At 66.1% G+C, this 21950-nt stretch carries 16 protein-coding genes; 7 read left to right on the top strand and 9 right to left on the bottom strand.

Annotation, left to right across the window (positions count from 1 at the left end; all coding sequences use genetic code 11):
- The 6 genes from aroK to hemE all read left to right on the top strand — a co-directional run bounded on the left by aroK (position 1) and on the right by hemE (position 10995).
- The gene (gene aroK, locus QZ497_RS05005; RefSeq protein ID WP_295471678.1) at positions 1-519 is read left to right on the top strand and encodes a shikimate kinase AroK; all 519 of its coding nucleotides are present in this window, start codon (positions 1-3) and stop codon (positions 517-519) included.
- 117 nt (positions 520-636) lie between these two features.
- Positions 637-1740 (top strand): 3-dehydroquinate synthase, encoded by a 1104-nt coding sequence (gene aroB / locus QZ497_RS05000; protein ID WP_295471675.1) that lies wholly within the window; start codon positions 637-639, stop codon positions 1738-1740.
- Between the two features lie 11 nt (positions 1741-1751).
- Positions 1752-3380 carry an AAA family ATPase gene (locus tag QZ497_RS04995; RefSeq protein ID WP_295471673.1) on the top strand — a complete coding sequence of 543 codons (1629 nt, stop codon included), beginning with the start codon at positions 1752-1754 and terminating at the stop codon, positions 3378-3380.
- 356 nt (positions 3381-3736) lie between these two features.
- Positions 3737-8182 (top strand): glutamate synthase large subunit, encoded by a 4446-nt coding sequence (gene gltB / locus QZ497_RS04990; protein ID WP_295471670.1) that lies wholly within the window; start codon positions 3737-3739, stop codon positions 8180-8182.
- Between the two features lie 121 nt (positions 8183-8303).
- Positions 8304-9722 (top strand): FAD-dependent oxidoreductase, encoded by a 1419-nt coding sequence (locus QZ497_RS04985; protein WP_295471668.1) that lies wholly within the window; start codon positions 8304-8306, stop codon positions 9720-9722.
- Between the two features lie 208 nt (positions 9723-9930).
- A complete protein-coding gene (gene hemE / locus QZ497_RS04980) occupies positions 9931-10995 on the top strand; it encodes a uroporphyrinogen decarboxylase (protein ID WP_295471666.1) in 1065 nt (354 codons plus the stop codon).
- Between the two features lie 233 nt (positions 10996-11228).
- On the opposite strand, the gene QZ497_RS04975 is transcribed toward hemE, so the two are convergent.
- Complete coding sequence (locus tag QZ497_RS04975; protein ID WP_295471733.1) at positions 11229-12476, bottom strand: MFS transporter; 1248 nt, start codon at positions 12474-12476, stop codon at positions 11229-11231.
- 135 nt (positions 12477-12611) lie between these two features.
- On the opposite strand from QZ497_RS04975, the gene QZ497_RS04970 reads away from it, so the two are divergent.
- Positions 12612-13508, top strand: a complete 897-nt coding sequence (locus tag QZ497_RS04970) for a LysR family transcriptional regulator (protein WP_295471664.1) — start codon at positions 12612-12614, stop codon at positions 13506-13508.
- A 58-nt stretch (positions 13509-13566) separates the two neighbouring features.
- Here the strand turns inward: QZ497_RS04970 and QZ497_RS04965 are convergent, their stop codons facing one another.
- The 8 genes from QZ497_RS04965 to QZ497_RS04930 are packed head-to-tail and all read right to left on the bottom strand — an operon-like array spanning position 13567 to position 21948.
- Positions 13567-14793 (bottom strand): beta-ketoacyl-ACP synthase, encoded by a 1227-nt coding sequence (locus tag QZ497_RS04965; RefSeq protein ID WP_295471661.1) that lies wholly within the window; start codon positions 14791-14793, stop codon positions 13567-13569.
- Positions 14793-15521: a 3-oxoacyl-ACP reductase FabG gene (gene fabG / locus QZ497_RS04960; protein WP_295471659.1), complete on the bottom strand. Its 729-nt coding sequence runs from the start codon at positions 15519-15521 to the stop codon at positions 14793-14795. Before fabG ends, QZ497_RS04965 begins: the two co-directional genes overlap by 1 nt.
- Positions 15514-15972, bottom strand: coding sequence for a hotdog family protein (locus QZ497_RS04955; RefSeq protein ID WP_295471657.1), 459 nt, complete (start codon positions 15970-15972; stop codon positions 15514-15516). The genes fabG and QZ497_RS04955 overlap by 8 nt, the downstream gene beginning before the upstream one ends.
- Positions 15969-17162 (bottom strand): beta-ketoacyl-[acyl-carrier-protein] synthase family protein, encoded by a 1194-nt coding sequence (locus tag QZ497_RS04950; RefSeq protein WP_295471655.1) that lies wholly within the window; start codon positions 17160-17162, stop codon positions 15969-15971. The genes QZ497_RS04955 and QZ497_RS04950 overlap by 4 nt, the downstream gene beginning before the upstream one ends.
- Complete coding sequence (locus QZ497_RS04945; RefSeq protein ID WP_295471654.1) at positions 17159-17644, bottom strand: hypothetical protein; 486 nt, start codon at positions 17642-17644, stop codon at positions 17159-17161. The genes QZ497_RS04950 and QZ497_RS04945 overlap by 4 nt, the downstream gene beginning before the upstream one ends.
- Positions 17641-18375, bottom strand: a complete 735-nt coding sequence (locus QZ497_RS04940) for a class I SAM-dependent methyltransferase (protein WP_295471651.1) — start codon at positions 18373-18375, stop codon at positions 17641-17643. Before QZ497_RS04940 ends, QZ497_RS04945 begins: the two co-directional genes overlap by 4 nt.
- A complete protein-coding gene (locus QZ497_RS04935) occupies positions 18372-19619 on the bottom strand; it encodes an NAD(P)/FAD-dependent oxidoreductase (RefSeq protein WP_295471649.1) in 1248 nt (415 codons plus the stop codon). The genes QZ497_RS04940 and QZ497_RS04935 overlap by 4 nt, the downstream gene beginning before the upstream one ends.
- On the bottom strand, positions 19606-21948 hold the full coding sequence (locus QZ497_RS04930; RefSeq protein WP_295471731.1) for an MMPL family transporter: 2343 nt from the start codon (positions 21946-21948) through the stop codon (positions 19606-19608). Before QZ497_RS04930 ends, QZ497_RS04935 begins: the two co-directional genes overlap by 14 nt.
- Between the last annotated feature and the right edge of the window lie 2 nt (positions 21949-21950).

Raw genomic sequence — 21950 nt, 5'->3', positions numbered from 1 at the left:
GTGCGAAATCTAATACTTGTGGGGCCGATGGGGGCTGGCAAAAGCACCATCGGTCGATTGCTGGCCAAAGAACTGCGACTTCCATTCAAGGACTCCGACAAGGAAATCGAGCAGCGCACCGGTGCCAACATCCCGTGGATCTTCGACCGTGAGGGCGAGGCGGGATTTCGTGAGCGTGAGCAGGCGATGATCGCCGAGCTTTGTGCTTCCGACGGGCTGGTGCTGGCCACCGGCGGTGGCGCGGTGATGCGCGAGGAAAACCGCAAGGCCCTGCATGCCGGCGGGCGCGTGGTCTACCTGCATGCCTCGGTCGACCAGCAGGTCAGCCGCACGGCTCGCGACCGCAACCGCCCCCTGTTGCGCACCGCCGACCCGGCCAAAGTGCTGGGCGACCTGCTGGCCATGCGCGACCCGCTGTACCGGGAGATCGCCGATGTGGTGATCGAAACCGACGAACGGCCGCCCAGGATGGTGGTCATGGAGATACTGGCCCGCCTGGCGGAGCTTCCGCCCCGTTAAAGCGCAGACGAAAATGCGCTATTCTCGGCGACCATAAAATTCAGGCCGCAGGCGGCGACGGGCCGTCTGCCGCTGCGGTGCGCGAAAGCGCCCAATCGGTAATCACTGTGGGGATACATGCAGACTCTTAAGGTCGATCTTGGTGAGCGTAGTTACCCGATTCATATTGGCGAAGGTCTGCTGGATCGTCCGGAGCTGCTGACGCCGCACATCGTCGGGCGCCAGGTGGCCATCGTCACCAATACCACGGTCGCTCCGCTCTACCTCGAACGCCTGACCGCCACGCTGGCCGGCTACAACGTCCTGCCTGTGGTGCTGCCGGACGGCGAGGCATTCAAGAACTGGGAAACCCTGCAGCTCATATTCGATGGTCTGCTGGCGGCCCGCCACGACCGGCGTACCACGGTCATCGCCCTGGGTGGCGGGGTGATCGGCGACATGGCCGGTTTCGCGGCGGCCTGCTACCAGCGTGGGGTGAATTTCATCCAGATCCCGACCACCCTGCTGTCGCAGGTCGACTCCTCGGTAGGCGGCAAGACCGGCATCAACCATCCGCTGGGCAAGAACATGGTCGGAGCGTTCTACCAGCCGGCCGTGGTGCTCATCGACACCCTTTCGCTGCGCAGCCTGCCCGAGCGTGAGTTGTCCGCCGGGCTGGCCGAGGTCATCAAGTACGGGCTGATCTGCGACGAACCCTTCCTGACCTGGCTCGAAGAACACATGGACGCCCTGCGCGGCCTCGATCCGCAGGCGCTGACCCTCGCCATCGAGCGCTCCTGCGCGGCCAAGGCCCGGGTGGTGGGTGCCGACGAGCGCGAGTCGGGGGTGCGCGCGACGCTCAACCTGGGGCACACCTTCGGCCACGCCATCGAAACCGAGATGGGCTATGGTGTCTGGCTGCACGGTGAGGCGGTCGCGGCCGGTACCGTGATGGCCCTGGAAATGTCGGCACGGCTGGGCTGGATCAGCAGCGCCGACCGCGACCGCGGCATTCGCCTGCTGCAGCGCGCCGGCCTGCCGGTGGTGCCGCCCGAGCAAATGGACGAGGCGTGCTTCATGGCCCACATGTCCGTCGACAAGAAAGTTCTCGATGGCCGTCTGCGCCTGGTGCTGCTGCGCCGTATTGGCGAAGCGGTAGTGACCGACGATTATCCGCAAGAAGTACTCAAGGCCACCCTGGTTGCGGACTACCGCGCCCTGGTGGATCAGCTTAGAGGTTAATGGAAAGCCCGATGACTAGTTTGCATGCAGACGAGGCCTTTCTCGGCCACTACCAGTTGAGCCATGACCCCTTCGGGGCGCGTGTGCCTGGCTTCAAGTTCTTCCCCGCGCAACGCAAGCCGGTGCTGGGCCAGTTGCATCATCTGGCGCGCTACAGCCAGTTGCTGCTGGCGGTGACCGGCCCGCAGGGCAGCGGCAAGACGCTGTTGCGCCAGGCGCTGGTAGCCAGCACCAACAAGCAGTCGGTCCAGAGCGTCGTGGTTTCCGCGCGTGCGGCTGGCGAAGCGGCCGGTGTATTGCAACAGGTCGCCGAATCGCTGAGCGTGCCTCAGGCAGAGATCAAGCCGATCCTCGACCAGGTGGTGCAGCTGGCCCTCACCGGACAGGAGGTCTACATCCTGGTCGACGACGCGGAACAACTCGGCGACTCGGCGCTCGAAGTCCTGCTGGAACTGGCCGAAGGCGTGCCGGAAGGGCGTCCGCATGTGTTCCTGTTCGGTGAGGCGTCGCTGATCGACCGCCTGGACGAGATCTGCGGCCAGATGCAGGGCGAAGTCGAAGGCGAACGTTTCCACGTCATCGAGCTGCAGCCCTACAACGAAGAAGAAACCCGTGAATATCTGGCACAGCGCCTGGATGGCGCGGGGCAAGGCATTGCCCTGCTGACGGCGGAGCAGATCGCCGATATTCACGAACAGTCCGAAGGCTGGCCTGGGAACATCAACCAGGTGGCCCGCGACTCAATGATCGAAGCGATGATCGCAAGCCGTTCTGCGGTCAAGCGTCCTAGCGTGGGGTTCAAGATGCCGAAGAAACACGTACTGGCCCTTGGGGCCGTGGTCGTAGCGGCGGTGGCCGCGGCCGTGCTGATTCCGGGAGGCGACAAGGGCAAGGCGCCCAACGCTCCGGCCACGGCGCAGGCACAGCTGCCGCTCGGGCAAGGAGCGCCGGCCAACCAGCAATCCAACAATGGCGGCCCGGCCATCGAGTTCGCTGGCAACTCGCAGCCGATGCCGCTGCCGCTGGCTGGCAACTCGCAGCCTGTGATGCGCGGCCCGCTGGCAGAAGCTGCCGGCGGTAGCAGCGATGCCGACGAAGACAGCGTGCCGTCGACTTCGCCGGCGCATCCGCCAACCGTCAACACCAGCACGCCACCGGCCGGTCAGGCTGCCGACGTGCCACGGTCGTCGATTCCGGCGCCGACGCAGGCCGCTCCGGTCCAGGCGCCGGCAGCCAAGCCTGCTCCGGCGCCACAGACCCAGGTCGCCACCGCCAAGCCGGCGCCTGCCGCGCCCGCCAAACCGGTTGAAAAGCCGGTCGAGAAGCCGGTGGCGGCGGCCAAGCCGGCTGCCGGTGGTAACTGGTACAGCAGCCAGGCACCCGGTCATTACGTGGTGCAGATCCTCGGCACCAGTTCTGAAGCGGCGGCCCAGGCCTATGTGGCCGAGCAGGGTGGCGAATACCGCTACTTCAAGAAAACCCTGCAGGGTAAGCCGCTGTACGTGGTGACCTACGGCAACTTCAACGACCGCAACGCCGCCCTGGCTGCGATCAAAAACTTGCCAGCCAAGGTCCAGGCTGGTAAACCTTGGCCTCGGACAGTGGCCAGCATCCAGCAAGAGCTGGCAGCCACACGCTGAATCCTGCGGATTGAAGCGGTCCCGCAGGGACCGCTTATCTGAAAGATCCGACCCCTCCTTCGCCAGCCGCATCGCTTTCTTGGTGGTGCGCCTTGCGGTGTCTGCGCCGCAAATCCTGCCTCTCAGCCTGATCCATCGCCCAAACTAAAGCGGCTTATCACTTTTTTACGCTTTAAACCTTCATAAATGCGACATGCATTTTCAGTAATAAGTCATAAAATTTGTGGGCCTTGGCACTGCTGTGTACAATGGCCTCCGTTTTGCCTTTCCAAAGCCGGCGCACGTTCGGCGTGAAAGGTGGTGGTTGAATCGAAGAATTTGCCTCCAACGCGAGGCAGCCTGGTGAGAAAGTGTCTATGAAAACAGGTCTGTACCATCCGGATGTACATAAGGCTAACTGTGGATTTGGCCTGATCGCCCACATGCAAGGTGAAGCCAGTCATCACCTGCTGCAGACGGCCATGGCAGCCTTGACCTGCATGACCCACCGTGGCGGCATCAATGCCGACGGCAAGACCGGTGACGGCTGCGGCCTGCTGATCCAGAAGCCCGACCTGTTCCTGCGCGCCGTGGCCAAGGAGCAGTTCGGTGCAGAGCTGCCGGGCCAGTATGCCGTGGGCATGGTCTTCCTCAATCAGGACGACGCCAGTGCCGACGCCGCCCGGGAAAACATGAACCGCGAGATTCTCGCCGAAGGCCTGGACCTGATCGGCTGGCGCCAAGTGCCCATCGATACCAGCGTCCTGGGCCGTCTGGCCCTGGAGCGCCTGCCGAAGATCGAGCAGGTGTTCATCGGCGGCGACGGCCTGAGCGACTCGGAATTCGCGGTCAAGCTGTTCAGCGCCCGCCGTCGCTCCTCGGTGGCCAACGCCGAAGACACCGAGCACTACATCTGCAGCTTCTCGCACAAGACCATCATCTATAAGGGCCTGATGATGCCCGCCGACCTGGCGGCCTTCTATCCGGACCTGGGTGACGAACGCCTGCAGACCGCCATCTGCGTGTTCCACCAGCGTTTCTCGACCAACACCATGCCCAAGTGGCCGCTGGCCCAGCCGTTCCGCTTCCTGGCGCACAACGGCGAGATCAACACCATCACCGGCAACCGCAACTGGGCCCAGGCACGGCGCACCAAGTTCACCAACGACCTGATGGACCTGGAAGAACTCGGCCCGCTGGTCAACCGTGTCGGTTCCGACTCTTCGAGCATGGACAACATGCTGGAGCTGATGGTCACCGGCGGCATCGACCTGTTCCGTGGCGTGCGCATGATCATCCCGCCGGCCTGGCAGAACGTCGAGACCATGGACTCGGACCTGCGCGCCTTCTACGAATACAACTCCATGCACATGGAGCCGTGGGACGGCCCGGCCGGCGTGGTGATGACCGAAGGTCGCCACGCGGTGTGCCTGCTCGACCGTAACGGCCTGCGTCCGGCGCGCTGGGTGATGACCAAGAACGGCTACATCACCCTGGCCTCGGAAATCGGCGTGTGGGACTACACCCCCGAAGACGTCATTGCCAAAGGCCGTGTAGGGCCTGGGCAGATCTTTGCCGTCGACACCGAGACCGGCCAGATCCTCGACACCGACGCCATCGACAATCGCCTGAAGTCGCGTCACCCGTACAAGCAGTGGCTGCGCAAGAATGCCCTGCGCATCCAGGCGACCATGGAAGACAACGACCACGGTTCGGCCTTCTACAACCAGGACCAGCTCAAGCAGTACATGAAGATGTACCAGGTCACCTTCGAGGAGCGTGACCAGGTACTGCGTCCGCTGGGCGAGCAGGGCCAGGAAGCGGTGGGTTCGATGGGTGACGACACGCCGATGGCGGTCCTGTCGCGCCGCGTGCGCTCGCCTTACGACTACTTCCGCCAGCAGTTCGCGCAGGTCACCAACCCGCCGATCGACCCGCTGCGCGAAGCCATCGTCATGTCCCTGGAAATCTGCCTGGGCGCCGAGCGCAACATCTTCCAGGAGTCGCCCGAGCATGCTTCGCGGGTGATCCTCAGCTCGCCGGTCATTTCCCCGGCCAAATGGCGCGCCCTGATGAACCTGGAGCGCCCCGGCTTCGAGCGCTACATCATCGACCTGAACTACGACGAGAGCCTGGGCCTGGAAGCGGCCGTGCGCAACATCGCCGACCAGGCCGAGGAAGCGGTGCGCTCCGGCCATACGCTGATCGTCCTCAGCGACCGGCACATCGCCCCTGGCAAGCTGCCGGTGCACGCCTCGCTGGCCACCGGCGCCGTGCACCACCGCCTGACCGAGCAGGGCCTGCGCTGCGACAGCAACATCCTGGTGGAAACCGCCACCGCGCGTGACCCGCATCACTTTGCCGTGCTGATCGGCTTCGGTGCGTCGGCGGTGTACCCGTTCTTGGCCTACGAAGTGCTGGGCGACCTGATCCGCACCGGCGAGGTGCTGGGCGACCTGTACGAAGTCTTCAAGAACTACCGCAAGGGCATCACCAAGGGCCTGCTCAAGATTCTCTCGAAAATGGGTATCTCGACCATCGCCTCATACCGTGGCGCCCAGCTGTTCGAGGCCATCGGCCTGTCCGAGGAAGTCTGCAACCTCAGCTTCCGTGGCGTACCGAGCCGCCTGAAGGGCGCGCGCTTCGTCGACCTGGAGTCCGACCAGAAGCTGCTGGCCGCCGAAGCCTGGAGCCCGCGCAAGCCGATCCAGCAGGGCGGCCTGCTGAAGTTCGTCTACGGTGGCGAGTACCACGCCTACAACCCGGACGTGGTCAACACCCTGCAGGCCGCCGTGCAGCAGGGTAACTACGAGAAATTCAAGGAATACACCGCGCTGGTGGACAACCGTCCGGTGTCGATGCTGCGTGACCTGCTCAAGGTCAAGACCGCCGAGCAGCCGCTGAGCCTGGACGAAATCGAGCCGCTCAGCGACATCCTCAAGCGTTTCGACTCCGCCGGTATCTCCCTTGGCGCACTGTCGCCAGAGGCCCACGAAGCCCTGGCCGAGGCGATGAACCGCCTGGGCGCGCGCTCCAACTCCGGTGAGGGCGGCGAAGACCCGTCGCGCTACGGCACCATCCGCAGCTCGAAGATCAAGCAGATCGCCACGGGCCGCTTCGGTGTCACCCCCGAGTACCTGGTCAACGCCGACGTGCTGCAGATCAAGGTGGCCCAGGGCGCCAAGCCCGGTGAAGGCGGCCAGCTGCCCGGCGGCAAGGTCAACGGCCTGATCGCCAAGCTGCGCTATGCGGTGCCTGGCGTGACCCTGATCTCGCCACCGCCGCACCACGACATCTACTCCATCGAAGACCTGTCGCAGCTGATCTTCGACCTCAAGCAGGTCAACCCGCAGGCGCTGGTTTCGGTGAAGCTGGTGGCCGAGGCCGGTGTCGGCACCATCGCCGCCGGCGTGGCCAAGGCCTACGCCGACCTGATCACCATCTCCGGCTACGACGGCGGTACCGGCGCTTCGCCGCTGACCTCCATCAAGTACGCCGGCTCGCCGTGGGAGCTGGGCCTGGCCGAGACTCACCAGACCCTGCGCGGCAACGACCTGCGTGGCAAGGTCAAGGTGCAGACCGACGGCGGCCTGAAAACCGGCCTGGACGTCATCAAGGCGGCCATCCTCGGTGCCGAGAGCTTCGGTTTCGGTACCGCACCGATGATCGCCCTGGGCTGCAAGTACCTGCGTATCTGCCACCTGAACAACTGCGCCACCGGCGTAGCCACCCAGAACGACAAGCTGCGCAAGGACCACTACATCGGCACCGTCGACATGGTGATCAACTTCTTCACCTACATCGCCGAAGAAACCCGTGAGTGGCTGGCGCGCCTGGGCGTACGCTCGCTGGAAGAGCTGATCGGCCGTACCGACCTGCTGGAAGTGCTGCCGGGCGACACCGAGCGTCAGCACCACCTGGACATGACGCCGCTGCTGGGCAGCGACTTCGTGCCGGCCGACAAGCCGCAGTTCAGCCAGGTCGACCGCAACCCACCGTTCGACCAGGGCCTGCTGGCCGAGAAGATGGTCGAAATGGCCAAGCCGGCCATCGAAGCCATGAGTGGCGGTGAGTTCGAACTGGACATCTGCAACTGCGACCGTTCCATCGGCGCGCGGATCTCCGGCGAGATCGCCAAGCAGCACGGCAACCAGGGCATGGCCAAGGCGCCGGTCACCTTCCGTTTCAAGGGCACGGCCGGGCAGAGCTTCGGCGTGTGGAACGCCGGTGGCCTGAACATGTACCTCGAAGGCGATGCCAACGACTACGTGGGCAAGGGCATGACCGGTGGCAAGCTGGTGATCGTTGCGCCCAAGGGCAGCCCGTTCAAGACCCAGGAAAGCGCCATCATCGGCAACACCTGCCTGTACGGTGCCACCGGCGGCAAGCTGTTCGCCGCCGGCACGGCGGGCGAGCGTTTCGCCGTGCGTAACTCCGGCGCGCACACCGTGGTAGAAGGCACCGGTGACCACTGCTGCGAATACATGACCGGCGGTTTCGTCTGCGTACTGGGCAAGACCGGCTACAACTTCGGTTCCGGCATGACCGGTGGTTTCGCCTACGTGCTCGACCTGGACAACACCTTCGTTGACCGCGTCAACCACGAACTGGTGGAAATCCAGCGCATCAGCGGCGAAGCCATGGAAGCCTACCGCAGCCACCTGCAGAAGGTGCTCGACGAGTACGTCGCCGAGACCGGCAGCGAGTGGGGTCGCAACCTGGCCGAGAACCTGGACGACTTCGTACGCCGCTTCTGGCTGGTCAAGCCGAAAGCCGCGAGCCTCAAGTCGCTGCTCTCCAGCACCCGGGCCAACCCGCAGTAACGCAGCTGCAAGCGGCAAGCGACAAGCCGCAAGTTAAATGCAGTGCGAAGCTCGCCTGCTCACCGTGATTTTCTGCAGCTTCAGGTGCCTGGCCTGAAGCTGCCATGATGAGGCAACAACCATGGCTGAACGTCTGAGTAACGACTTCCAGTTCCTTGATGTCGGACGTAAGGATCCGAAGAAAAAGCTGCTGCGCCAGCGCAAGAAAGAGTTCGTGGAAATCTACGAACCCTTCAAGCCCCAGCAGTCCGTCGACCAGGCTCACCGCTGCCTGGGTTGCGGCAACCCATACTGCGAGTGGAAGTGCCCGGTGCACAACTTCATCCCCAACTGGCTGAAGCTGGTCGCCGAAGGCAACATCCTGGCCGCCGCCGAGCTGTCGCACCAGACCAACACCCTGCCGGAAGTCTGCGGCCGCGTCTGCCCGCAGGACCGTCTGTGCGAGGGCGCCTGCACCCTCAACGACGGTTTCGGTGCGGTGACCATCGGCTCGGTAGAGAAGTACATCACCGACACCGCCTTCGCCATGGGCTGGCGTCCGGACATGTCGCGTGTGGTGCCCACCGGCAAGCGCGTGGCGATCATCGGTGCCGGCCCGGCCGGCCTGGGCTGTGCCGATGTGCTGGTGCGCAGCGGCGTGACCCCGGTGGTGTTCGACAAGAACCCCGAAATCGGCGGCCTGCTGACCTTCGGTATTCCCGAGTTCAAGCTGGAAAAGAGCGTGCTGAGCCGTCGCCGTGAAGTGTTTACCGGCATGGGCATCGAGTTCCGCCTCAACACCGAGGTGGGCAAGGACGTGACCCTCGACCAGTTGCTGGCCGAATACGATGCCGTGTTCATGGGCATGGGCACCTACACCTACATGAAAGGCGGCTTCGCCGGCGAGGACCTGCCAGGCGTGCACGACGCGCTGGACTTCCTGATCGCCAACGTCAACCGCAACCTGGGCTTCGAGAAGTCGCCGGAAGATTTCGTCGACATGAAGGGCAAGAAGGTCGTGGTGCTCGGCGGTGGTGACACCGCGATGGACTGCAACCGTACGTCGATTCGCCAGGGCGCCAAGGCGGTGACCTGCGCCTATCGCCGTGACGAAGAGAACATGCCCGGCTCGCGCAAGGAAGTGAAGAACGCCAAGGAAGAGGGTGTGAAGTTCCTCTACAACCGGCAGCCGATCGCCATCATCGGCGAAGACAAGGTCGAAGGCGTGAAAGTGGTCGAGACCCGCCTGGGCGAGCCTGATGCCCGTGGCCGTCGCAGCCCCGAGCCGATTCCGGGTTCCGAAGAGATCATCCCGGCCGACGCCGTGGTCATCGCCTTCGGCTTCCGTCCCAGCCCCGCCCCGTGGTTCGAGCAGTTCGGCATCCAGACCGACAGCCAGGGCCGTGTGGTGGCGCCAGAGCAGGGCCAGTTCAAGCACCAGACCAGCAACCCGAAGATCTTCGCCGGTGGCGACATGGTGCGCGGTTCCGACCTGGTCGTGACGGCGATCTTCGAAGGCCGCAACGCCGCCGAAGGTATCCTCGACTACCTCGGGGTGTAACAGTAGTTGCAAGTTTCAAGCTCTAAGCTTCAAGCCAAAGCGAGTTGTGTTGAAATCGTGGGCGGAGCCTGACTTGCAGCTTGCAGTGCTGATGCACGTCAATGAGAAAGGGCCTTCGGGCCCTTTCTGTTTTCTGCGGCAAGCCTGTCGCTTGTATCTGTTCTTCCCGCTCTGAGAAAATGCGCGCACATTTTTTGCGGAAGCTGCCATGACTGCCTTGAAGAACGACCGTTTCCTGCGTGCCCTGCTCAAGCAACCGGTGGACGTGACGCCTGTCTGGATGATGCGCCAGGCCGGTCGCTACCTCCCGGAATACCGCGCCAGCCGGGCCAAGGCCGGTGACTTCATGAGCCTGTGCATGAACCCGCAGCTGGCGTGCGAAGTCACCCTGCAGCCGCTGGAGCGCTACCCGCTGGACGCGGCGATCCTGTTCTCCGACATCCTCACCATCCCCGACGCCATGGGCCAGGGCCTGTACTTCGAGACCGGCGAAGGCCCGCGCTTCAAGAAGACCGTCAGCAGCCTGGCCGACATCGAGGCCCTGCCGATTCCCGATCCGCAAAAGGACCTGGGCTATGTGATGGACGCGGTCAGTACCATTCGCCGCGAACTCAATGGCCGGGTACCGTTGATCGGTTTTTCCGGCAGCCCCTGGACCCTGGCCACCTACATGGTCGAGGGCGGTTCGTCCAAGGACTTCCGCAAGTCCAAGGCGATGCTCTACGACAATCCTCAGGCCATGCACCTGCTGCTCGACAAGCTGGCGCAGTCGGTCACCGCCTACCTCAACGGGCAGATCCGTGCCGGTGCCCAGGCGGTGCAGATCTTCGACAGCTGGGGCGGCAGCCTTTCGGCGGCGGCCTACCAGGAGTTCTCCCTGGCCTACATGCGCAAGATCGTCTCCGGGCTGATCCGCGAGCACGACGGTCGCCAGGTGCCGGTGATCCTGTTCACCAAGGGCGGCGGCCTGTGGCTGGAAAGCCTGGCCGACTCCGGTGCCGAGGCCTTGGGGCTGGACTGGACCTGCGACATCGGCCAGGCCCGTGCGCGGGTCGGTGACAAGGTGGCATTGCAGGGCAACATGGACCCCAGCGTGCTTTACGCCCGGCCCGAGGCGATCCGCCAGGAAGTGGCGCGTATCCTGGCCAGCTACGGCCACGGCAGCGGCCATGTGTTCAACCTCGGCCATGGCATTACCCCGGAAGTCGACCCGGCCAATGCCGGTGCCTTCATCGAAGCGGTCCACGAGTTCTCGGCGCAGTACCACGACTGATCGCAATACCCTCGCATTGGCCGCAATACGGGTCAGTCAGGCCGGGTAGGAGCGGCTTCAGCCGCGAAGCGACCGCCTGTTCACAGCAGATGCAGTGAATTTCCTGGCGCTTTCGCGGCTAAAGCCGCTCCCACCGGGCCACATGCCGCTTAAGCGAACAGTATTGGCTTTGGCCGCGCAACAGCTTCCCGGCTGAAGCCGGTCCTACAGGGCAATATTCGAGCATTAGCGGCTCAGTCACCGCCGGGCAGCGGTGCGAGCCTGGCCAGGCGCAGCGCCACCACCAGGGCCAGCAGCAACAACACGCCGATGAACAGACCAATGCCGTTCCAGCCCGCGTAGTGCCAGAACACCCCGCCACCGGTGCCGGCCACGCTGGAGCCTGCGTAGTAGCAGAACAGATACAGCGACGAGGCCTGGCCACGGGCGCGGCTGGCGCGACGGCCTACCCAACTGCTGGCCACGGTGTGTGCGCCGAAGAAGCCAAAGGTGAAGATCAGCACCCCGGCGACCACCACCGGCAGCGGCTTGAACAGGGTCATGCCCAGGCCGACGAGCATCAGCACGATCACCGCCCACAGCACGCGGCGGCGGCCCAGGCGGTCAGCCAGCGAGCCGACCTTCGCCGAACTGTAGATCCCCGACAGATAGACCACCGAGAACACCCCGACCAGGGCCTGGCTCAGGTGATACGGCGCTTCGAGAAAACGGTAGGCGATGTAGTTGAACAGGGTGACGAAGGCGCCCATCAGCAGGAACGCGGTGAGAAACAGCAGGGGCAGGCCGCGGTCGCGGAACTGCACCACGAAGCCCTCCAGCAGGCTGCGCGGGTGCAGCGAGCGCGGCTTGAAGTGCTGCGACTCGGGCAGGATGCGCCAGAACACCGCCGCGCAGACCAGCGCCAGGCCGCCGATCACCAGCAACGCCACATGCCAGTTCACGTAATCGATCAGCACCCCGGTGATCAAGCGCCCGGACATGCCGCCGACTGCACTGCCAGCGATGTACAGGCCCATGGCCAGGCCCAGGTGGGTGGGGTGGATCTCTTCGCTCAGGTAGGTCATCGCCACCGCCGCCAGGCCGCTCAGCGACAGGCCCACCAGGGCGCGGGTCACCAGCATGGTCTGCCAGTCGGGCATCAGCGCGCTGGCCAGCGTGGCCAAGGCGGCGCAGAACAACGCCAGCACCATCACCGCCTTGCGCCCGATACGGTCGGAAATCGGCCCGGTGATCAGCAGGCCGATGGCAAGCATCGCGGTCGACACCGACAACACCAGGCTGCTCTGCGCGGCGCTGATGGCAAACTCCTGCGACAGCAGCGGCATCATCGGCTGCACGCAGTACAACAGGGCGAACGTGGCGAAGCCGCCGGCGAACAGCGCCAGCACGGTGCGCTTGAACAGCGGCGTGTTTTTCTCGAGGTAGCGGGCTTGCGCGGGCCGCTCGGGGCTGGTGGTGGACGGGGCGTCATGGACGAGCACTGGGGTGTCGGGCTTCACGGCAGAACCTCGGTGGGGCGGGCAGCAGGCATGCGAAAAAGCATATAGCGCGCTATTTATGCAATCCAATATATTGTTCGACCCGTTTGATAGGTTTTACGAATCATTGAGGTGGGTATGGAGCTGCGTCATCTGCGCTATTTCATCGCGGTCGCCGAAGAGCTGCACTTCGGCCGTGCGGCCGAGGCGCTGGGCATCTCTCAGCCGCCGCTGAGCCAGCAGATCCAGGCCCTGGAACAGGAGCTGGGCGCCCGGCTGTTCGAGCGCACCAACCGCCGTGTGGCGCTCAGCGAGGCCGGTCGGCTGTTCCTCGACGAGGCCCGGCTGGTGCTGGCCCAGGTCGACAAGGCCGCCGACGTGGCACGGCGTGCGCAATTGGGTGAGCTGGGCGAGCTTAAGATCGGCTTCACCGCGTCGGCACCCTTCACCTCGAGCATTCCCAAGGCGATCTTTGCCTTTCGTCAGAGCTACCCTGCGGTGCACCTGGCCCTGCAGGAAATGACCAGCCAGGACGTGGTCGAGCGCCTGCAGGAGGGCAGCATGCAAGTGGGCATCATGCGCCCGCTGCCGCTGCCAGACACGCTAGTCGCGCAAGAGCTGTTGCACGAGCCGTTGGTGGCGATCATGCGCTCGGACCACCCGCTGGCGAGCGGCAGCGAAGCCGGGCTGCGCATGGCGGCACTGGCCGCCGAGCCGTTCGTGTTCTTCCCGCGCAGCTACGGCAGCGGGCTGTACGCGCAGATCCTCGGGCTGGCCCGTGCAGCCGGGTTCAGCCCGTTGATTACCCAGGAAGCCGGGGAGGTGATGACCATCATCGGTCTGGTGGCAGCCGGGCTGGGGGTGACAGTGCTGCCGGCCTCCTATCAGCGCCTGCGCATCGACGGCGTGGTGTACCGCACCCTGCTCGACGAGGGCGCCACCAGCGCCATCTGGCTGGTGCAGCGCCGCGATGAGACCTCACCCATGGCCAAGGCCTTCTACGACCTGGTGACCACCACTCTCACTACCGGGTAGCCACGTCTAGAGCCGCGCAAAGCTTCCCGGCTGAAGCTGCTCCCACCAGGTCGGGGGATCAAGGCCAGCGGCGGAAGATCAGCGAGGTATTGACGCCGCCGAAGGCGAAGTTGTTGTTCATCACGTACTCGTTGCTCATGGCCCGCGGGGCGTCCTTGAGGTAGTCCAGCTCGCCGCACTGCGGGTCGATGTGCTCCAGGTTCAGGGTGTGGATGTAATGGTCGCGCTTGAGCATCTCGATGCTGAACCACGACTCCAGCGCGCCGCACGCGCCCAGGGTGTGGCCGAGGAAGCTCTTCTGCGAGCTGATCGGCATGCGTGGGCCGAACAGCTCGCAGGTGGCCAGGGTCTCGGCGATGTCGCCCTGCTCGGTGGCGGTGCCGTGGCCGTTGACGTAGCCGATGGCGCCAGGCGCCAGCGCGGCGTCCTGCAGCGCCAGCTCCATGGCACGGCGCATGGTCACCTGTTCCGGGCGGGTGCTGTGCGCGCCGTCGGCATTGCTGCCGAAACCGACGATCTCGGCATGGATGCGCGCACCGCGTGCCAAGGCGTGTTGCAGTTCTTCGAGCACCAGCATGCCGGCGCCTTCGCCGATCACCAGGCCATCACGCCCGGTGTCGTAGGGGCGCGGGCTGCTTTGCGGCGCGTCGTTCTTCAGGCTGGTGGCGTACAGCGCATCGAACACCATGGCCTCGGTGGGGCACAGTTCTTCGGCGCCACCGGCGAGCATCATCGGCAGGCGGCCGAACTTGATCGCCTCGTAGGCGTAGCCGATGCCCTGGCTGCCGCTGGTGCAGGCGCTGGAAGTGGGGATCAGGCGCCCGGTGAGACCGAAGAAGATGCTGATGTTCGCCGCCGTGGTGTGCGGCATCATGCGCACGTAGGAATTGGCGTTCAGGCCATCGGCCACCGAGTTGAGCAGCATGTTGCCGAACGCCTTGATCTCTTCGGTACTGCCGGTGGACGAGCCGCAGGCGGTGCCCATGCGGCCGTCGCGGATCAGCGGGTCGTCGAGCAGCCCGGCGTCGCGCAGCGCCTGTTCCGAGGCCGCCACCGCCAGGCGCGACACCCGGCCCATGCTGCGCAGTTGCTTGCGGGTCCAGTGCGCCGGCACCTCGAAATCGTCCACTGGCCCGGCCAGGCGCGTGTTCAGTTCGCTGAAGCGATCCCACTCGGCCATGTAGCGAATGCCGCTGCGGTTGGCGGCGAAGTTCGCCGCGATACGCTCCCAGTCGCTGCCCAGCGAGGTGATGCCGGCCATGCCGGTCACGACAACGCGCTTCATCAACACAACCCTCCATTGACCGCCAGCACCTGGCGGGTGATGTAGGCCGCCTCGGCGGACATCAGGAAATTCACCGCGCCGGCGACTTCTTCCGGGGTGCCCATGCGCTGCGCCGGGATCATCTTCATCAGCTCTTCCACCGGCACGTTGTCGTCGAGCATCGCCGTGTCGATCAGCCCGGGGGCCACGCAGTTGACGGTGATCCTGCGCTTGGCCAGTTCCACCGCCAGGGCCTTGGCTGCACCGATCAGGCCGGCCTTGGAGGCGCTGTAATTGACCTGGCCACGGTTGCCGATCAGCCCGGACACCGAGGTGATGCAGACGATCCGCCCAGGTGCGCGGCGGCGGATCATCGGCATGCTCAGCGGGTGCAGCACGTTGTAGAAGCCGTCGAGGTTGGTGCGCAGCACCTGGTCCCAGTCGTCGTCACCCAGCGCCGGGAAGGCGCCGTCGCGGGTCAGCCCGGCATTGAGCACCACGCCGTAGTAGGCACCATGGGCCTCGACGTCCTGCTCCAGGATGGCCTTGCACGCCGCACGGTCGGACACATCGAACTGCAGCACGCGGGCCTGACGGCCCAGTGCCTGGATCTCGGCCTGCACCGCCTCGGCCTCGCGCCGGCCGCTGCGGCAGTGCAGCACCAGGTCGTAGCCGGCCTGTGCCAGGCGCAGCGCGATGGCCCGGCCGATGCCGCGGCTGGACCCGGTGACCAGGATGGATTCAGTCATGCGTGGGCTCCTTGGCCAGGTATTGGGCGGTGTTGGGCGGGCAATAGACGTTGAGACGGGCGAAGGCCTGGATGCCGGGGCCGCTCAGGGTGCATTCGAACACGCCCATGCCGCTGTCGTCCTGCAGCGAGCGCTGGGCGTGGATGTGCAGCTCGCTGCCGGCAGGGAAATGCTCGGTATTGCATTCGAAGCGGCGGGTGCCCAGCAGAAAGCCCAGGCGTACCGCTTCGCCGCGCTGGCGCGCCTGGCAGCCGGCAAAGGCCGCCACGCTCTGCGCCATCAGCTCGATGCCGACCCAGGCTGGCAGGCTTCCGTCAGGGGCGTTGAACAGGCCACCGGGGCGTACGCTCAGGCGGGTCTGGATACTGTCGTCGTCGAAGGCCAGCACCTGATCGATGAGGATCATGTCAGCAGCGTGCGGCACCAGTTCGGCGACCGGCCAGTCGGTCATGGTGCGTCTCCGATAATCAGGCTGATGTTGTTGCCCCCGAAGGCGAACGAGTTGCTCATCAGGTAGCGGGGCGTGTCACCGGGCAGGCGGCTGTCCGCGCCGGTCCAGCACAGCGCCGGTAACTGCGGGTCGGCCTGGCCGTCCCAGACGTGCGGCGGCAGGGCGCGGCGGGTATTGTCCGGCGCCAGGCACAGCCAGCAGAACGCCGCTTCCAGCGCCCCGGCGGCGCCCAGGGTGTGGCCGCTCATGGCTTTGCTCGACGAGCAGGGCACGCCCTGGGGAAACAGCGTCTGCACGGCCAGGCTTTCCATGGCGTCGTTGTGCAGGGTGGCGGTGCCATGCAGGTTCAGGTAGGCGATCTGGCTGGCCTGCAGGCCGGCGCTGTGCAGCGCGCGCTGCATCGATTCGCGAGCGCCACGGCCACTGGGCTCCGGCGCCGAAATGTGGTGGGCGTCGCTGCTGGCCCCGGCTCCGAGCAAGGCGATGCCCGGTGTATCGCCCGCCTCGCGGGTCATCAGAAACAGTGCCGCCGCCTCGCCGATGTTGATGCCATCACGATTGCGCGAGAACGGGTTGCAGCGTTGCCGCGACACCGCTTCCAGAGCGGTGAAACCGTTGAGGGTGAGCTGGCACAGGCTGTCCACGCCACCGCACAGCACCGCGTCACACAGGCCCAGGTCCAGGGCACGGCGGGCGCTGAGCAAGGCCCGGGCGCTGGAGGTGCAGGCCGTGGAAATCACATACGCCGGGCCGCTGAGCTGCAGCCACTCGGCGAGGAAATGCGCCGGGGCGCCAAGCTCCTGCTGCTGATAGTCGTAGTGTTCGGGAAAGCTCCGGTCGCGCAGCCAGGTGCCCAGGCTGCGGCTGGCCTCATCGATACCCGAGGTGCTGGTGCCGAGAATCACGCCGATGCGCGAGGCGCCGTAGCGGGCCATGGCGGTGCGAATCGATGCTTCGATCTGCAACGCGGCAGCCAGCAGCAGCTGGTTGTTGCGGCTGTGCATACCGAGGTGGCCGGGTATCGCCGGCAGCTCGCCACGCACCGCACCCACCGGCAGCTCGATACCGGGCACCCAGCCTGCCTCGTGGCGCATGCCGCTGCTGTCCCCGGCGAACAGCGCGCGCGCCACGCTGTGGCGATCATTGCCCAGCGCGCAGACCAGGCCCAGATCATTGAGGTAGGCGGTCATGGGCGGTTTCCTTGGTCGAGCGGGCTGATGCGGTAGTGCAGGCCCCCGGGCAATTGCAGTTCCAGGCGCGGGGCGGCGTGGTAGTCGACGACCCAGCGCGTGCCCAGCTGGCGCAGCATGCCTTGTTGGCGCGCTTCGGGGTAGCGTCTTGCCAGCTCCGCTTCCGGAGTCAAGGCAAACAGCAGCGCGGCAAACAGCTCGCGGGCCTGCGGATTGGGCGGCAGCAGGCCATCGGCCTGCCATTGGCCGTCGACCAGGCGCTGGCGGGCCTGGGGAATGCCCAAGGGGTCCATCATCGACCAGCGCAGCGCGCCGTCTTCGCGTTGCACGATCAGCAGCGCGTCCTCGCGCTGGCCGGCCTGCTCGCGCTCGACATGCCACTGGCTTGGCAGCGCCAGTGTCGGCAAACCCACCGGCAGCGGCGCCTGCGCGGCACAAGCGGCCAGCAGCACAGTGAACAGCAGGGCGAACAGACGCTTCATGAGGCGCTACCCGCCAGCGGCTTGCGCGCCAACACGTTGACCAGGGTTTCCTCGCGCTGGCCGAACGGCTTGGGCTTGCGCAATTTCAACAGCTCCAGCAGGCCGAAGTCGCTGGAACGGCTCCACCACAGGTAGGGGTAGGAGACGTTGCCCGCGCCGAACTCGAAGCCCTGGCCGCGCAGCATGTCCAGGTACTGGGCGGCGCTCTTCTGCACGTGCATGGGGTGGCGGAACAACCAGCGGATCACCCAGGTGTCGATGTAGGCCTCGGTGGACTCGGCGAACAGCAGGTAGCCGCCAGGCTTGAGCACCCGATAGAACTCGGCCAGGGCCTGCTCCTGCTCCACCAGGTGGTGGAAGGTCTGATGGCAGAACAGCAGGTCGACGCTGGCGTCGGGCAGCGGCAGGCTGGCGCAGTCGCTGCCGATCAGCTCGACATCCAGACCCAGCCGCGCGGCCTCGCTGGCGCTCTGTTCGAGGCTGTGCGGGTCGGCATCCACGCCGATGATGCGTCTGGGCTGGAACACCCGCTGCAAGTGCAGGAACGACTTGCCCTGGCCGCAGCCGGCGTCCAGCAGCACCGCCTCGCCGGGCGGTGGCGCATCGAACAGCCCGCGCAGGTCTTCGATCGCCACCCGCAGCACCCAGTACTGCCAGGTGTAGCTGCGCAGGAACCACAGGCCGAAGCGGGTCTCTTCGACGTAGCTGTCGCTCAGGTACGGACCGCTCATGAGGCCTGGCTCGCACAGACTTCAGCGAGCATGCGCAGGCGCCGCTTGGGCTCGCTGACGAAGGGGTTGTTCAGGTCCCAGGCGTAGCCGGCGAGGATCGAGCTGATCATCGCGCGGATGTCGGCCTGGCCGCCTTCGAAGAAGATCACGTCCTGGAAGCTGCCGTCGTACCAGCCCTCCACGTAGGCGCGGAAGGTGTCCACACCGCGCTTGAGCGGCACGGCAAAATCCTGTTCCCAGTCCACCGCCTCGCCGCGCAGTTGGCGGTCCAGCAGGCGGGCAGCCATGCTCGCCGAACGCATGGCGATGGTCACCCCGGAGGAAAACACCGGGTCGAGGAATTCCGCGGCGTTGCCCAGCAGCGCGAAGCCGGGGCCGTGCAGGCGCTTGACGTTGGCCGCGTAGCCGCCGATGGTCCGCGCCGGGGTGTCCCACACGGCGTGCTTCAGGGTGTCGCGCAGGCGCGGGGTCTCGTCGATGAAGGCGCGCAGGCAGGCGTCCAGGTCCTGGGGCTGGTCGGCAAAGCGTTCGGCACTGGCCACCACGCCCAGGGAGCAGCGGCCGTTGCTGAAGGGAATGGTCCAGAACCACACGTCACGGTGCTCGGGGTGCACGCTGACGAGGATCTTGTTGCGGTCGAAGGCCGGGTCGTCGATGTGGTCCTCGACATGCGTGAACACCGCCTGGCGCAGCGGAAAGCCCGACGGTGCTTCGAGGTCGAGCAGGCGCGGCAGCACGCGGCCGTAGCCGCTGGCGTCGAGTACGAAGCCGGCCTGCAGGGAGTACTGGCTGCCGTCCTCACGGCGCACCTCCAACAGCCCCTGGCCACTGCTGAAGTCGGCGCCGAGCAGTTCTTCCTGGTAGCGGATCTCCACGCCCTGCAGCGCCGCCTGGTCGGCCAGCAACTGGTCGAAGTCGGCACGCTGCACCTGGAAGGTGCTGGGCTTGCCGGGGGTGAAGGTGTTGCCGAAGTCGAAGTCGGAATAGCGCTCGCGCCAAGCGAAGGCCGCGCCATTCTTGTACTGGAAGCCCGCCGCCTGCACGGCGTCGAGCATGCCGGCTTCCTCGACGAAGTCCAGGCAGTGCGCCAGCAGGCTCTCGCCGATGGAGAAGCGCGGGAAGCGCTGGCGTTCGAGGATCAGCACGTCGTGGCCCTTGCGCTTGAGCAGCGCGGCGGCGATGGCGCCGGCCGGCCCGGCGCCGATGACCACCACCGGGCGATATTCCATATCAGTGCTTGGCACAGTGACTCCTTACCGGTCGGTCGGTTGCCTTGTCGATTGAGTGGGGGCTGGCGGCACTGGCCCAGGGCGCCAGCAGGAAGCTGAACACCAGGCCCAGGCTCACCGCCAGGCCGAAGTTGCTGATCGCCGGGGTCTGCGACAGCGCCAGCAGGCCGAACGACAGCCAGGTGGTGAGGGCCGCCAACAGGGTGCCGAGCAGGCTCACTGCGGCGCCACCGACCTGCTCGCGCATGAGGATCGCGTAGTCGACGCTGATCGCGGTGACCAGCAGCAGGCCGAACAGGCTGAATAGCGTCAGCGGCTGACCCAGCCAGCCGAGGCTGGCCAGGCTGCACAGTGCGGCGAGCAGCGGCAGGGCGACGATGCGCACGGCCCCGCCGAGGCCGAACGGGGCGATCAGCAGGGCGACGATCAGCACGCAGGACAGCAGCTTGAGTTCGGCAGCGCTGACCTGGGTCTGGGCGAATACGCCATTGAGGGCGCCCAGGCGGTCCACCAACTGCACGCCGGGCAGGTCCTTGGCCTGGGCCTGCAGCACCTGTGGATCGCCCAGGCCTTGCAGGCTGACGATGGCGGCCACGCCGTCGCCATCACGACCCAGCCACAAGGGGCGCCAGGCTTCGCTGAGCGGCCCGGCCAGGGCCTGCTCGATACCTTGCAGCGGCAGCGCCTGCAGCTGCTGCAGCTCGGCGTGCAGCGCGGCGTCGCTGACCCCCAGGGCGAGCAGCGGCTGCCAGTATTCCGGCAAGCGAGCCAGGGCCGTGCGGGTGGCCTGCTGGTCGGCGGTCGAAGCGAGCAACTGGCCGAGGGCCATATAGCCGCGCAGCTGGCCGTTGCCGACCTGTGTGTCGAGGCGTTGGGTGAGGGCGCGCTGGCGTTCCAGCAACTGCTGTTCGTCTTGGGCGCGGATGAGGAAGAACTGGCTGGTCGGCTGGTAGCCGGTGATTCGCGCGATGGCCCGGGCTTCGTCAGTCAGGGCGGCGGGTGCGGAAATCCACTGGCGGATATCGTTGCGGGTGCTCAACTGCCACAGGCCCGCCGCACAGAACGCCGCCAGCAGCGCCAGCAGCATGGGCGTACCGACCCGGCGCAGCAGGGCCTGACGTGCGTCGAGCAGGCGTTGGGCGAGATCCAGTGGCCATTGCGCCGGGCGCAGTTCGACCCGCGCCAGCAGCGCCGGCAGCAGGCACACGGCGGTGAGGTAGGCGCCCAGCAGACCGGCGGCGGAGAAGGCGGCGATCTGGGTCAGAGCCGGGAACGGCGTCCAGGCCAGGGCCAGGTAGCCGATGCAGCTGGTGATCAGGCTCAGGGTCAGGCCCGGCAGGGTCACACGCAACGCCGGCCAGGCCCGCCAGGGCTTGAGGCTCCAGCTCTTGGACAGGTAGTGCAGCGGGTAGTCCACGGCCACGCCGATCAGGCTGGAGCCCAGCACCAGGGTCATGACGTGCAGGGTGCCGAACAGCGCCACGCAGGCCACCGCGCCGAACAGCATGCCCACCAGCACCGGCACGAAGGCCAGTAGCACGCGCCAGCGGCGGAACGCCAACAGCAGCAGCAGGAGAATGCCGAGGGTGGCGCCACCACCGACCCAGGTGATTTCCTGGCGCGCCTGCTGCTGGCCGGCGGCGGCGTACAGCAGGCCGCTGGCCGCCAGCAGTTGGCCGTGGGCCTGGGTGACCTTGTTGCGCGCTTCGGCCACTTGCGCGGCGATCCGCGTCGGCAACTGCAGGTCGAAGGCATCGCCAGCGGTGCGTACACGCAGCAGCACCCACTGCTGGCCGTCGGCCTCGGCGACCAGCGCACCACTGGCGAGGTCCGGCTGTACCGCGCCGGTGCGCGGCAGGCCGTTCTGGATGCGCCCGGTCAGCCCCAGCCAGTCGTCCTGGCTGGGCACCAGGCTGAAGCTGGCGAAGGGGTCGAACAGGCTCTGCACGCGCTGTTCGATGAAGCGCTGCGGTTGTTCGATCAGCAACTGGCGGTCTGCTGCCGGGAGCATCGCCAGGCGGCCTTGCAGCAGTTGCGTGCGGATCGCCGGCAGGTCGGCGGCGAGGTTCCACTGGACCTTCTCGAACAAGCCGCTGGCCTGCCATTGCGCAGCCAGCTCACGGGTCAGGTCGATAGCGCGCTGGCGCTCGGCATGCCCGACCAGCACCAGCATTTCCCGGTTCAGCGGTTCCTGCATGCGTTGTTCGGCGCGCAGTTCCAGCGGATCGGGACGGCTGCCCGGCACCAGATCCATGAGGTTGGCCGACAGCGGCGCGCCCTGCCGCCACTGCCAGCCGGCCACGGCCAGCACTGCCAGCAAAATCAGCAGGAACAGGCGCGGCAGGC

It is taken from the genome of uncultured Pseudomonas sp. (assembly GCF_913777995.1).
In the GTDB taxonomy this organism is placed as follows: domain Bacteria; phylum Pseudomonadota; class Gammaproteobacteria; order Pseudomonadales; family Pseudomonadaceae; genus Aquipseudomonas.
This window is presented reverse-complemented; position numbering and strand designations above follow the sequence as displayed.